Below are 13,018 nucleotides of genomic sequence, written 5' to 3' on the forward strand. Positions count from 1 at the left end.
GCGCTTCAGCCTTCCAGCGGTGTGATCCGGAAGCCGCAGGCGTGTCCTCCCTCGAGCCGCCAGTGCACCCGTTCCACCTGGCAGTCGGGAACCGTTCTGCGGATCAGCACCAGTTCCTGGTCACAGACAGCGGGAAATTCCTCGGCGATCCGTTGCACCGAGCAGTGCACTTCCTGCAGGCGCCAGCTCACTCCATCGTCTTCCGGGCTGCAGAGCGTGACGTAGCCCTCATCTCGCCTCAGGCTGGCCAGCTGCTCGAGTCGCTGCTGCAGCGGGCCGTTGCCGATCCGATCCCGGTAGCGGTTGGCCTTGTCCTCCGCCTGCTGGTTCAACAGGGTTCGTACGGTTTCTTCCGGCAGGCTGGCCCGCATGGAGTTCAGCAGCCCCAGGGCGAAGCGTTGGCTGCCATCGGGGAAATGATCCCGCCCTTGGTCGGTCAGGCGCCAGCGGTTGCTTGGCCGGCCTGGACCGGACACGCTGGGGCTCGCTTCGGCCAGTCCAGCTTCAGCCAGGCTTCTCAACTGTCGCCGTACCGCCTGGACCGACAGGTTCAGGGTTTCGGCCAGGTCTGCAGCATCAGCATCCCCGCGCTCCAGCAGCAGGGACAGCAAAACATCGCGGGTGCTGGCCTGAACTGGAGAGCTCATGGTGTGCAGAACCTGTTTCCACGATGCCACCGGAATGGTGACTCCGGCGTTCACAATGGTGCTTCTCCAAGGCCCGACCTGTTGCCTTAGGCTTCGAATAAGGAAACCAGGTCGTTTCGTAACTTCGCTTTTCCTCCATGTCTGACGCCGCTCCCGAGCCCACCGCCGAAAGCCTAGAGGTGATCCGCAAGTTCGCTGAGACCTACGCCCAGCGCACAGGCACCTATTTTTGCGCCGAAGCCAGCGTGACCTCCGTGGTGCTCAAGGGTCTGGCACGTCACAAGGATGAGCTCGGCGGTGCGCTCTGCCCCTGCCGCCACTACGAGGACAAGGAGGCAGAGGTGTCCCAGGCGTTCTGGAACTGCCCTTGCGTGCCGATGCGCGAGCGCAAGGAGTGTCACTGCATGCTGTTCCTCACCGAGGACAACCCCTTCGCCTGTCCGAATCAGACCCAGACGATCAGCACCGAGACGATCCACGCCACTGCCGGCTGACCTGAATGACCAGCACCTCCACACGGGACCTCGTCAGCCAGCCGTACAAGTACGGCTTCGTCACCGAGATCGAGACCGACAAGATCGCCAAAGGTCTTAGCGAGGACGTTGTTCGGCTGATCTCGGCGAAAAAAGAAGAGCCCGCGTTCCTGCTGGAGTTCCGTCTCAAAGCGTTTCGCCATTGGCTCACGCTGGAAGAGCCCGACTGGGCTGCTTTGGGATATCCCCGGATTGATTATCAGGACATCGTTTATTACGCAGCACCGAAGCAGCAGGACAAAAAGGCCAGCCTCGATGAGGTGGATCCCAAGCTCCTGGAGACCTTCGACAAGCTCGGCATTCCCTTAAGCGAGCAGAAACGATTGAGCAACGTGGCTGTGGACGCGGTGTTCGACAGCGTTTCCATCGCAACGACTTACAAGGAGAAGCTGGCGGAACACGGGGTGGTGTTCTGCTCGTTCAGTGAGGCGGTCAAAGAGCACCCGGATCTGATTGAGCGCTACCTCGGATCCGTGGTGGCCAGCAACGACAACTACTTCGCTGCACTCAATTCCGCCGTGTTCAGTGATGGCTCCTTCGTGTTCATCCCCAAAGGGGTCGAATGCCCGATGGAGCTCTCCACCTATTTCCGGATCAATTCCGGCGACACCGGACAGTTCGAGCGCACCTTGATCGTGGCCGAAGAAGGAGCCTCGGTGAGTTACCTGGAAGGCTGCACGGCACCGATGTTCGACACCAATCAGCTGCATGCCGCGGTGGTGGAACTGGTGGTGCTGGACAACGCCTCGATCAAGTACTCCACCGTCCAGAACTGGTACGCCGGTGATGAAAACGGTGTCGGTGGCATCTATAACTTCGTCACCAAGCGGGGCCAGTGCCGTGGTGCCCGCAGCCGCATCAGCTGGACCCAGGTGGAGACAGGTTCCGCCATTACTTGGAAGTACCCCAGTTGCGTGCTGCAGGGTGCCGATTCGGTCGGTGAGTTCTATTCCGTGGCCCTCACCAATAACTGTCAGCAGGCCGACACTGGCACCAAGATGGTTCACGTTGGTCCACGAACCCGCTCCACGATCGTGAGCAAAGGGATCAGTGCTGGTCGCTCCAGCAACAGCTACCGCGGTTTGGTTCAGATGGGACCAGCTGCGAAAGGGGCTCGCAATTACAGCCAGTGCGACTCGATGCTGATCGGCGATCAGGCCGCCGCCAACACCTATCCCTACATCCGTTCCCAGCAGCCCCAGGCCGCGATCGAACACGAGGCCAGCACCTGCCGCATCTCCGAAGACCAGCTCTTCTATCTCCAAAGCCGGGGTATCGGCTTTGAGGAGGCGGTGTCGATGATGGTCAGCGGCTTCTGCCGTGATGTGTTCAACCAGTTGCCGATGGAGTTCGCCGCTGAGGCGGACAAACTGCTGGCCCTCAAGCTCGAGGGATCCGTGGGCTGACCCCTGGCTCCATTCCTCTTTTGTTCTTTCTTCCTCTCCAGTGATCCGCCCCGACGCCGAGCTGCTTCTCGACATCAACGATCTGCACGCCTCTGTGGAGGATCAGCCCATCCTCAAGGGGGTGAACCTGCAGGTGCGTGCCGGCGAGATCCACGCGGTGATGGGTCGCAACGGCAGCGGCAAAAGCACCCTGTCCAAGGTGCTGGCGGGTCACCCTGCCTATCGCGTTACCGCTGGCACCGTGCGCTACCGCGGCTCCGATCTGTTTGAGCTGGAGCCGGAAGAGCGGGCCCGCCTCGGGGTGTTTCTCGGCTTTCAGTACCCCGTTGAGATCCCTGGCGTCAGCAACCTTGAGTTCCTGCGCGTGGCGGCCAATGCCCGCCGCAGTAAGCAGGGGTTGGAGGAACTCGACACCTTCGACTTCGAGGATCACGTTCAGGAGAAGCTGCAGGTGGTCCAGATGGACCCGGCCTTCCTGGAACGGAGTGTGAACGAAGGCTTCTCAGGCGGAGAGAAGAAGCGCAATGAGATTCTTCAGATGGCGCTGCTGGATCCTGTGGTGGCGATCCTCGATGAGACCGATTCCGGCCTCGACATCGACGCCCTGCGCATTGTTGCCGGCGGTGTGAACCAGCTGGCCACGCCTGAGAACGCCACGCTGTTGATCACCCACTACCAGCGTCTGCTGGATGAGATCACCCCCGATTACGTGCACGTGATGGCGGCGGGCCGCATCCTGCGCACCGGCGGCCGCGATCTGGCCCTCGAGCTGGAAAAGACGGGTTACGACTGGGTGGACAAGGAACTGGCCGCCCAGGGGGTGGCTTGACCATGACAAGCACGGTGCTCTCACCGGTTCTGGAGCGCGGCCGAGCGGCGTTGGACAAACTCGGTTTGCCCACCCGTCGTCAGGAGGCCTGGCGGCTCACCGATCTCAAGCGATTGGAAGCGTTGGCGGGGCTGCCATTGAGCTCTGCTGCGCCATCCCCTGAACTTCCTTCTGTTGCGGCGGGGGTGTCGCGGATTGTGCTTGATGGCCAAAGCGACCCCCTCAACGGTGTTGATCTGCCAGACGGTGTGAGCGTCCTCTCCCCTGCGGAACTGGAGCAGGCATTGGGACACACCCTTGACCGCTGTGGCTGTGCCGATAGCTGGCCAGTGGAACTCAACCACGCCTCAGCCCGGCAGGTGTTGGCTCTGCGGGTGCGTGGTGCTGTTCCCCCGTTGGAGCTGGTGCTTTCGGGCGCTGCCGGCCTGACGGCAACCCGGGTTGTGCTGCTGGTGGAGGAAAAAGCGACGCTTGAGTTGCTGCAAGTGCTTCACTCCGATGGCCCTTCGGCCCACAGCCACGTGCTGGAGGTCCATCTGGGCCAGGAAGCTCAGCTTCGTCACGGATTGATCGCGACGGCTGATGGTGAGGCCTCGTTGATGACCCATCTGGCTGTGGAGCAGGAGCCCCGCAGTCATTACGCCTTCACGTCGGTGGTGCAGGGGTGGAATCTGGCGCGGGTTGAGCCCAGGGTGGTGCAGGTGGATGGGCAGGCGAGCACGGTGCTTAAAGGTCTGGCGGTGAGTCAGGCGGAGCAGCAGCTGGCCACCCACACGGCGGTGCGTTTCGACGGACCGGATGGGGAGCTGGATCAGCTGCAGAAATGTCTGGCCGGCGACCGTTCCCACGCCATCTTCAACGGCGCCATTCAGGTGCCCAGGGAGGCCCAGCGCACCAACGCGGCTCAGCTGAGCCGCAATCTGCTGCTGTCCGAGCGGGCCCGGCTGGACACCAAACCCGAGCTGGAGATCGTGGCCGACGATGTGCGCTGCGCCCATGGCGCCACGGTGAGCCAGTTGCAGGAGGACGAGCTCTTCTATCTGCAGAGTCGCGGGATTGCTGCTGCCGAAGCGGCGGCCCTGTTGCTGCGGGGGGCCTGCCAGGAGGTGATTGAGCATCTGCCGGCTTCAGCGGCAGCCTGGGACCCCCTGGGGCGGGTGATGAGGGGGTTAAGCCGATGACGACAACCTCAGCCGTGAAAAATCGTGATGATATCGGTGTGATAGCTGATCGATATCGTGCCGACTTCCCGATCCTTGAGCAGGTCGCTCCCGATGGTCGGCCCTTGATCTACCTCGATCACGCCGCCACCAGCCAGAAGCCGCGCCAGGTTTTGCAAGCCCTTCAGCACTATTACGCCGCAGACAATGCCAACGTGCATCGCGGCGCCCATCAGCTGAGTGCCCGGGCAACCGAGTCGTTCGAGGCGGCCCGCTCCGTGGCGGCGGACTTCATCGGGGCAGCCAGCTCCCGTGAAATCGTGTTCACCCGCAACGCCAGCGAGGCGATCAATCTCGTGGCCCGCAGCTGGGGTGATGCCAATTTGCGCGAGGGGGACGAAATCCTCCTCACCGTGATGGAGCATCACAGCAATCTGGTGCCCTGGCAGCTCTTAGCCCAGCGCACCGGCTGCGTTCTGCGCCATGTGGGGATCACCGAGACCGGTGAGCTGGATCTGGATGATTTCCGCAGCAAGCTCGGCGACCGCACCCGCCTGGTCAGCCTGGTGCACATCAGCAATGCCCTCGGTTGCTGCAACCCCCTCGATCAGGTGATCCCCGCCGCCCATGCCTCCGGGGCCCTGGTGCTGGTGGATGCCTGCCAGAGCCTGGCCCACAAGCCGATTGATGTGGCCGGTCTTGATGCTGATTTTCTTGTCGGTTCCTCCCACAAGCTCTGCGGCCCCACCGGCATGGGCTTCCTCTGGGCACGGGAGTCCCTGCTGGAGGAGATGCCTCCTTTCCTCGGTGGTGGGGAAATGATCCAGGACGTTTTCCTGGATCACAGCACCTGGGCCGTGCTGCCTCACAAATTCGAAGCTGGCACCCCGGCCATTGGCGAAGCGGTGGGCATGGGGGCCGCGATTCGATACCTGCAGGCGATTGGGCTGGAGGCGATTCAGGCCTGGGAAGCACAGCTCACCTGCCATCTGTTCGACCGGCTGCAAGCCATTGATGGTGTGAGGGTCCTGGGACCCACACCGGATCAGCAGCCCGAGCGCGGCGCGCTGGCCACCTTCCTTGTGGACGGCGTGCATGCCAATGACATCGCTGCCTTGATGGATGCCTCCGGGATCTGCATCCGCAGCGGTCACCACTGCTGTCAGCCCCTGCACCGCCATTACGGCGTGACGGCATCAGCCCGGGCCAGCCTGAGTTTCATCAGCACCTTCGAGGAGATCGACCGGTTCAGTGAGGAGCTGGCGTCCACCATCGGCTTCCTGAGGGAGCACAGCTGAACGGTGCTTCCTTCTGCAAGGAGTGGATTGCAGCTCAAAGATTGATGTTGATTGTCAATTTTTTTACCGTTGAATTATGAGTATTGAATGAGAGATGGTGGTTCTTATTCGTTGCGGGGATGACTGCCTCGTTTAAGATCCTGCTAATAGTGTTAAATTGCCGCGAAACGGTTTTTCGGTTGTAAGCAACGTGTCTACTGCTGATTACATTCCATCAGTTTTGGTTGGTGAGGCAGTGACCTCTGAGCCTGGTCGCTCCAGGTATGAGTGGCGTAATCAGCGCTCTTTTACGGCGATCAAATCAGATGGATCAGTCGTGAGTTGGGGCAGCGTTTCAACCGATGGAGATAAGGATGTTTTTCGCTACACAAAAGAGGGGCCCTTCCAGCAGGTTTTCAGCAACAGGCACGCGTGGTCAGCCATCCGTTCTGACGGGAAGCTGATCACCTGGGGGAATGGCGGTCGTGGTGGCGAGAAGCGCGATGCAAAAGACGACCTTCAGGATGGAGTTGTCAGAGTTTTCTCGACGAGGCGGTCGTTCTCCGCATTGAAGTCGGATGGGTCGGTTGTGAGTTGGGGGCAAGATCTAGAGGGAGGGGATAACAGCCTGGTGGCGGAACAATTGACTTCCGATGTTGTGAATCTGTTCTCAACTGGAACGTCGATGGCGGCCTTGAAGTCGGATGGCTCTGTGGTGACCTGGGGTCTCTCGACAGAAGACCCAAGGTCTGAATCTCTTGGGGGTGATATTGATACTGGCTCGCCCCGTGGCGGCGATAGCTCTGAGGTGGCGGATCTGATTGATTCAGGTGTTATTGATATTTTTTCGAGCCGTTACGCCTTTGTAGCGCTGAAAAATGATGGCAGTGTTGTGGCTTGGGGTGATCCCCTGAGAGGAGGCGATACTGGAGATGCTCAAAGACTTCTAAGAAAAGGGGTTCAATCCGTTGCTTCAACGGGCACATCGTTTGCGGCGCTGAAGAAGAACGGTCGTGTGGTGACTTGGGGTGATCCCTGGCGCGGTGGAAAGCGGAATGTTGTTGATTTTCATACCTTCCATTGGACCTTGATGGAAGATGAAAGTGAGCCCCGGGTCATCGAAAGTGTCAGGAAGGATCTGCGTTCAGGGGTTACCGAAAACTTCTCCACGCGTTATGCCTATGCGGCACTGAAAGAAGACGGATCACTGATCACGTGGGGGCTTCAAAAGGCTGGTGGCTATTCTTCAGGGGTCCGTGATCGTCTGGAGGTTGGTGTAGAGACTGTTGCGTCGACACGCTATGCCTTTGCGGCCTTGTTGAAAGATGGTTCGATTGTGTCCTGGGGTGATAAGGATGCCCGTGTGATGGACAAGTCGACGAGACAAGCACTTGCCAATGGTGCGTTTGTCTCCATCACCTCCAGCCGCTATGGCTTTGCGGCTTTAGCTAATGATGGTTCAGTGGTGAGTTGGGGCTCGACGGGATCTGCGGCGAACAACAAGTACCCCATTGACACCTCTTCAGTTGAGGAACAATTGTCAGGAGGTGTTGTTGAAGTCTTTTCGACGGGCTATTCCTTTGCGGCATTAAAGGAAGATGGATCTGTCGTGGCGTGGGGTGATGCCGCAAAGGGTGGTGATACATCTGAGGTCCAACAAGAGCTTGAAGAGGGTGTAGTGGCCATTGCCAGTCCTTTTACCGATGTTTCAACGTTTCAGTTGATTGGCAATCAGGTGACCAGCATCATTGACTTTGATCTTGCTGTGAATGCAGCAGGTGCTGACCATTTAGAGCTTGGTGGTCTTGCTCGATTGGCGGGTAAAGGAAATGATCGGGACAACCGCCTTGTGGCCAACAATGCCGGTAATACATTGTTTGGGCGGCAAGGAGCTGACTCGCTGATTGGTGGTCATGGTGATGACATCCTGCGAGGCGGTGCTGGTGATGATCTGATCACAGGTGGGTTAGGTGCCGATCAATTCGAGATGTCGAAGGGGTATGACATTGTCGAGGATTTTGCTCCCATGGACGGTGATGTTATTGGTGTGGATGATTCCGATTTGATTTCGTTGAATACAACATCAACTGGGGTGCTGTTGTCTCTTCGTGGCACGGATCATGCCTTGTTGCTTCAAGGCATGGCGATGGACGATCTGTCTGGTTACGACATTTTTGTCTGATCCGGTCCCTGATCCAGCCTGAGAGAAGAGCAGAAAAAACGTTCCGTTTCTTCAAGCACTTCGATCTGTGTGGCCTGGTTGCGGAAGCCATGGCCTTCCTCCTCGAACAGCCGCACCTCCACCGGGATTCCGTTGCTGCGCAGGGCCTCGGCCATGCGTTCGGTCTGCTCCGGAGGCACCACCTTGTCCTGCAGCCCCTGGAAGAACAGCACCGGGCAACGGATGCAATCGGCATGCAGCAAGGGAGACCGTTGCTCAAAGATCTCCCGCTGCTCTGGCCAGTCGCCAACCAGGCTGTCCAGGTAGCGGGCCTCAAAGCAGTGGGTGTCCTGGGCCATGGCCGTGAGATCACATACGGCATAGCGACAGGCACCCACCCGGAACACATCGGTGAAGCAGAGGGCCGCCAGGGTGGTGAAGCCGCCGGCACTGCCGCCTTCGATGGCGATCTGTTCGGGATGGGCGCGGCCGGACGCGATCATGGCCCGCGCTGCTGCGGCGCAGTCCGCCACGTCCACGACCCCCCAGCTGCCATTCAGCCGTTCCCGGTACTCCCGGCCGAATCCTGTGGACCCGCCATAGTTCACATCCACCACGCCCCAACCGCGGCTGGTCCAGTACTGAATGGCCAGACTCAGGCCACGGCGGGCCATGGCGGTGGGGCCGCTGTGGCTCTTCACCAACAGCGGGGCCGGTGTCGTCGTGTTGCTCCGAGGCGGGTAGTACCAGGCGTGGGTGCGTTGTCCATCGTGGCCGTCGAACCAGATCGGTTCTGCCACGCTGATCTCGGCTTGGGCGATGGGGCTCTCCAGCGCAGGGGTGTGAACCCATGAGCTGGTCCCATCGGAAGCCAGGGAGAGTTCCAGCAGCCCCGCCATCGAGGTGCTGTTGCTGGCCACAGCCACGGCCCGGCCCTTGAGAGCCCGCAGCCCGGCCAGGTCGTCAAAGGGCTGATCGATGCGGCTGATCGTGCCCTCCAGGCTCAGCCGGTTGAGCGACCAGCAGCCATCGGCACAGGTGGCCGCCAGCAGTTGCTGACCGTCCCATGCGGTGGTGCTCATGCCGTAGATCCATTGCGGCATGGCGGTTTCGGCGGCCATCGGCCAGGGATGCTCCCAGCTGATTGCCCCTGGTCGGCGTCGCTTCAGGTTCCACCAACCGTCGCTGTCCTCCGCCACCAGCAGTGAACCGTCCGGCAGCCACTGGGGCTGGAACACCGAAACCCCCGCTCCGCCAGCGATCGTTCGGGGGTGACTCAGATCTCCCGAGCTGCTCAGATCGGCGCAGCAGAGCTGGCTGCTCTCCCAGGGCATGGCCGGTTGCTGCCATTCCACCCAGGCCAGTTGCGCCCCATCTGGGCTGAGGCAGGCATAACCGGCGAAGTCCGCCGGTTGATGCAGGAGCTCCGGCTCTTGCTCTGTTTGATCCAGCTCAGCGCATACCAGTTGATCCACACCATCGATCTCGCGGATCCCAAGCCAGCGGCGACGGCTCAGATCCAGCAGGCCATCGGCCAGATCCCAGTCCCCCGTGCGGGTCAGCTTCAGGGGCTGCATCAGCGGCTTGGGTCTGTCCGTGCTTTGCTCCGGCAGCTGCCAGTCCTGACGCCACAGGCAGCCGCCTGCAATCCATACGAGAAGCAGTGTCTCGCCATCGACTTCGCTGCACAGCACTCCGCCGCCGTAGTCATGCACCCGGCTTCGCAGGCTGATCGGGGCGGGGGTGAGTTCCGTTGGGGCCATCTCCGTGGCGCCGAAGGGGCGGATCAGAGCGGTGGTGCGTCCTTTTTCCTGAGGACGTTGTTCCAGCCAGAGCAGCCAGATTTGCTGGTTCGGTCCCTCCAGCAGCTGTGGTTCCTTCAGGCCAGGCAGCCTGCCGACAGCGATCGATGCCGGAAGAGGGGTCGGAGCCATGCCAGCTGGATCGGGCCAATTACCATGCTGTATCAACGCTGGGGTGGTCTTGGCCGGGAGTTTTGCGCAGCTGGCCCGAGCGGCTGAACAGTCGAGGGACACGATGTTGGTCCCGAAGACAGCCCTGGACACTCCTCCCCTCGAGATTCAAACCCTGGGAGCGGAGGTGTTGCGTCAGCCGGCCCGCCGCATCGGCAAGGTGACGGAGCAGACCCGAGAACTGGCCCGCGACATGCTCAGAAGCATGTACACCGCCAAAGGGATCGGTCTGGCGGCACCTCAGGTGGGCGTCCATCAGCAGTTACTGGTGATCGATCTGGACCTGGAGAACGCCACCACGCCTCCCCTCGTTCTGATCAATCCTGAGATCAGCTCCGCCAGCGCCACCATCGACACCTATGAGGAGGGCTGCCTGAGCATTCCTGGCGTGTATCTCGATGTGGTGCGTCCCACAGCCATTGAGGTGAGCTTCCGTGATGAGATGGGTCGACCGCGCAAGATGAAGGCCGATGGCCTGATGGCGCGCTGCATTCAGCATGAGATGGACCATCTCAACGGCGTGCTGTTTGTGGATCGCGTCACCGATGAAGCCGGTCTTCAGAAGGAATTGAAGGATCATGGTTTCCAGCGCCAGCACGTTCAGAGCGTTTCCTGATCCATGCCGATGAAGCCCCTGGCCGGATTGTTTCTGGCCCTCGCCTGTGTCCTCGGCATCGCCACCACCGGCTGTGTGTTTGAACTGGCCTACGGCGATCCCGATCTCGGGGTGTCCACCACCATTTGGATCCTGGCCCTGGCGGCCCCCGCCACCGTGGCGACCCTGGTGGTGGCCATTCGTCTCAACAAACCGGCCTGATTGGGGGCGACTGACGGGTCCAGCACTTTTACGATCCGTCCAGCTCAGCTCCCGGCCGTGATCTCTCGCCTTCTGCCCGCCGCCGCCGGTCTTGCCGTCGGTGTTGCCGCCGTGCCTGCAGTCCTGGCCCAGGGATCGCTGTTCACAGCTGTGCCTGTGGACACCAGCAAATTCATCCTGGTGTCGGCACCGATCGGCAGCGGCGAGCGCTCCCAGCTCAACATCTATGAGCAGCGGTCCGAGAAGCGGCCCTGTTTTGCCGTCAGCGGCAGCAATCCCGCCGTTGTCGATCCCCTGTTGTCGACCTTTGATTTCACAGGCATCTGCAACCGTTACATCGACGGCAACGGCTATTCCCTGCGCATCGGTGCTGATGATCTCGGCACCCGTTACCGCCTCACCGTGGTGAACACCGGCAGCGACATGGAGCTGCTGGCCGCACCCACTCGGGATCGCAGTCAGCCCACCTTCCTGATTGCCAGCACCGGTGCTGCCGGCAGTGGCTTCCTTCAGTTCAACCTCGAGCCGGGCTGGACCCTGATGCGCCGCGCCTACGGCAAGAAAACCCTTGGCCACATTTACGTGTACCGCGACAGCGCTCCTGCCCAGTGACATCCTTGCTTGCTTCAGCTGACGATCCAGTCGATCAGGGATGGATGAGCTAAAGCGGCTCTGGTGAGTGCATCACATCGCTGCAGCGGTAGTGGCTGGCCTCCGCCACCGCGTCGGAGCTGACCACGGCGTTTCCGTTCAGGTCGGCAACGGTCCGCGCCACCCGCAGCAGCCGAATGCCACTGCGGGTGGAGAGCCCCCGATGGGCCACCAGGCGCTCCCACAACTGCAGAGCCGCCGGTGCGAAGCCAGCGTGAAACCCCAGGGCCCTGGCCGGTAGGTCCCGGTTGCAGACCCCGCCCGGGTTGCGCTGCTGCATGCGTTGCCGGGCGGCCGCAATTGTCTGGGGTTGCAGCCAGGGGTCATCGCTTCTGTGATCCCCCTGCAGGCAGCGGCGCATCTCCTGCGCCGGGCGTCGCTCCAGCCGCAGCTGCAGATCCAGGCGGTCCAGCAGTGGGCCCGACAACCGTTGCCAATAGCGCTGGCGTTGGCTCTGACTGCAGCGACAGCCGTGCTCCCGGTCGCCGTGCCATCCACAGGAGCAGGGGTTGGTGGCGGCCACCAGGGTGATCGCTGCTGGGAATGCTGTTTTCAGGCGCGCGCGGCTCAGCCTGACCGTTCCCTCTTCCAGGGGTTGGCGCAGTTGATCGAGCATGGGTCGTGGGAACTCCGCCAACTCATCGAGAAACAGCACGCCGCCGTGGGCCAGGCTCAGTTCCCCCGGTCTTGGCTGGCTCCCGCCCCCCAGCAGTGCCGCCGCTGAGCTGCTGTGGTGTGGTGCGCGGAACGGGCGCTGCAGCTGCACATTCAGCGGCTGCTCCAGTTGGCCGGCCACGGAGTGGATGCGGGTGATGGTGAGGGCTTCGTCTGGGGTGAGCGGTGGCAGCAGCGCCGGCAATTGACGGGCTAGGTGGGTTTTGCCGCAACCGGGAGGGCCGACCATCAACAGGTGATGGCCGCCAGCGGCGGCCAGGGCCAGCCCCCGCCCCGCCAACCCATGGGCCTGGATGGGTGCGGGTTCCGGTGGCTGCAGCTCCGGTCTGGAGCGGCAGACCCGCAGGCAGGGCCGGTCCCCTTTGAGCTGCTGCACCAGTTGCTGCAGATCAGGGGCGGTGCGCACCACCAGGTCTGGAATCAGAGCTGCTTCATCGGCATTACCCGGCGGCACCACCAGGGCCTGGGCTCTATGGCGGGCGGCCAGCTCCGCGATGGCGATCACGCCGCGGCAGGGTCTGAGGCTGCCGTCGAGGCCCAGCTCACCGGCGCACCACAGCCCATTCAGGCGCGGTCGATCCAGCTGGCCACTGGCCACCAGCAGCGCCAGCGCGATCGGCAGATCAAAGGCGGGCCCCTCCTTGCGCAGATCAGCGGGGGCCAGGTTGATCACCACCCGCACCAGGGGGCCGCGGAAGCCGGAGTTGCGCAGGGCGGATCGCACCCGTTCCCAGGATTCCTGGATGGCCTTGTCTGGCAGTCCCACCAGTTGGATGCCTGGCAGCCCTGGTGCCAGGTCGACTTCCACGGTGACGGGGTGGGCCTGCAGGCCCTGCAGCGATGCACTGAGACAACGTGCCAGCATTCGGCTGTGATGTGATGCATGGGG

12 protein-coding genes are annotated in these 13,018 nt (G+C 61.7%); 9 read left to right on the top strand and 3 right to left on the bottom strand.

Going from position 1 to position 13,018, the window contains the following annotated elements:
• Positions 1-5: 5 nt before the first annotated feature.
• The gene (gene sufR, locus SynA1528_RS01790; RefSeq protein ID WP_186587431.1) at positions 6-647 is read right to left on the bottom strand and encodes an iron-sulfur cluster biosynthesis transcriptional regulator SufR; all 642 of its coding nucleotides are present in this window, start codon (positions 645-647) and stop codon (positions 6-8) included.
• A gap of 137 nt (positions 648-784) precedes the next feature.
• On the opposite strand from sufR, the gene SynA1528_RS01795 reads away from it, so the two are divergent.
• The 6 genes from SynA1528_RS01795 to SynA1528_RS01820 all read left to right on the top strand — a co-directional run bounded on the left by SynA1528_RS01795 (position 785) and on the right by SynA1528_RS01820 (position 8,034).
• Positions 785-1,141 (top strand): ferredoxin-thioredoxin reductase catalytic domain-containing protein, encoded by a 357-nt coding sequence (locus SynA1528_RS01795; RefSeq protein WP_186587432.1) that lies wholly within the window; start codon positions 785-787, stop codon positions 1,139-1,141.
• 5 nt (positions 1,142-1,146) lie between these two features.
• Positions 1,147-2,586, top strand: coding sequence for a Fe-S cluster assembly protein SufB (gene sufB, locus SynA1528_RS01800; protein WP_186587433.1), 1,440 nt, complete (start codon positions 1,147-1,149; stop codon positions 2,584-2,586).
• Between the two features lie 40 nt (positions 2,587-2,626).
• Positions 2,627-3,415, top strand: a complete 789-nt coding sequence (gene sufC / locus SynA1528_RS01805; protein WP_186587434.1) for a Fe-S cluster assembly ATPase SufC — start codon at positions 2,627-2,629, stop codon at positions 3,413-3,415.
• Positions 3,416-3,417: 2 nt separating this feature from the next.
• The gene (gene sufD, locus SynA1528_RS01810) at positions 3,418-4,596 is read left to right on the top strand and encodes a Fe-S cluster assembly protein SufD (RefSeq protein ID WP_186587435.1); all 1,179 of its coding nucleotides are present in this window, start codon (positions 3,418-3,420) and stop codon (positions 4,594-4,596) included.
• Positions 4,593-5,873, top strand: coding sequence for a SufS family cysteine desulfurase (locus SynA1528_RS01815; RefSeq protein ID WP_186587436.1), 1,281 nt, complete (start codon positions 4,593-4,595; stop codon positions 5,871-5,873). Before sufD ends, SynA1528_RS01815 begins: the two co-directional genes overlap by 4 nt.
• 190 nt (positions 5,874-6,063) lie before the next feature.
• The gene (locus tag SynA1528_RS01820) at positions 6,064-8,034 is read left to right on the top strand and encodes a hypothetical protein (RefSeq protein ID WP_186587437.1); all 1,971 of its coding nucleotides are present in this window, start codon (positions 6,064-6,066) and stop codon (positions 8,032-8,034) included.
• Here the strand turns inward: SynA1528_RS01820 and SynA1528_RS01825 are convergent.
• On the bottom strand, positions 8,016-9,947 hold the full coding sequence (locus SynA1528_RS01825) for a S9 family peptidase (protein WP_186587438.1): 1,932 nt from the start codon (positions 9,945-9,947) through the stop codon (positions 8,016-8,018). The two genes, SynA1528_RS01820 and SynA1528_RS01825, sit on opposite strands and share 19 nt — an antisense overlap.
• A 49-nt stretch (positions 9,948-9,996) precedes the next feature.
• On the opposite strand from SynA1528_RS01825, the gene def reads away from it, so the two are divergent.
• The 3 genes from def to SynA1528_RS01840 are packed head-to-tail and all read left to right on the top strand — an operon-like array spanning position 9,997 to position 11,415.
• Positions 9,997-10,602, top strand: a complete 606-nt coding sequence (def, locus tag SynA1528_RS01830) for a peptide deformylase (protein ID WP_186587439.1) — start codon at positions 9,997-9,999, stop codon at positions 10,600-10,602.
• A gap of 3 nt (positions 10,603-10,605) precedes the next feature.
• Positions 10,606-10,803 carry a hypothetical protein gene (locus SynA1528_RS01835; RefSeq protein ID WP_186587440.1) on the top strand — a complete coding sequence of 66 codons (198 nt, stop codon included), beginning with the start codon at positions 10,606-10,608 and terminating at the stop codon, positions 10,801-10,803.
• 60 nt (positions 10,804-10,863) lie between these two features.
• Complete coding sequence (locus tag SynA1528_RS01840; protein ID WP_186588222.1) at positions 10,864-11,415, top strand: DUF3747 domain-containing protein; 552 nt, start codon at positions 10,864-10,866, stop codon at positions 11,413-11,415.
• Positions 11,416-11,464: 49 nt separating this feature from the next.
• Here SynA1528_RS01840 and SynA1528_RS01845 read toward each other — a convergent pair whose 3' ends face one another.
• Positions 11,465-12,994, bottom strand: coding sequence for a YifB family Mg chelatase-like AAA ATPase (locus SynA1528_RS01845; RefSeq protein WP_186587441.1), 1,530 nt, complete (start codon positions 12,992-12,994; stop codon positions 11,465-11,467).
• Positions 12,995-13,018: the final 24 nt, after the last annotated feature.

Source organism: Synechococcus sp. A15-28, from assembly GCF_014280175.1.
Lineage (GTDB): Bacteria > Cyanobacteriota > Cyanobacteriia > PCC-6307 > Cyanobiaceae > Parasynechococcus.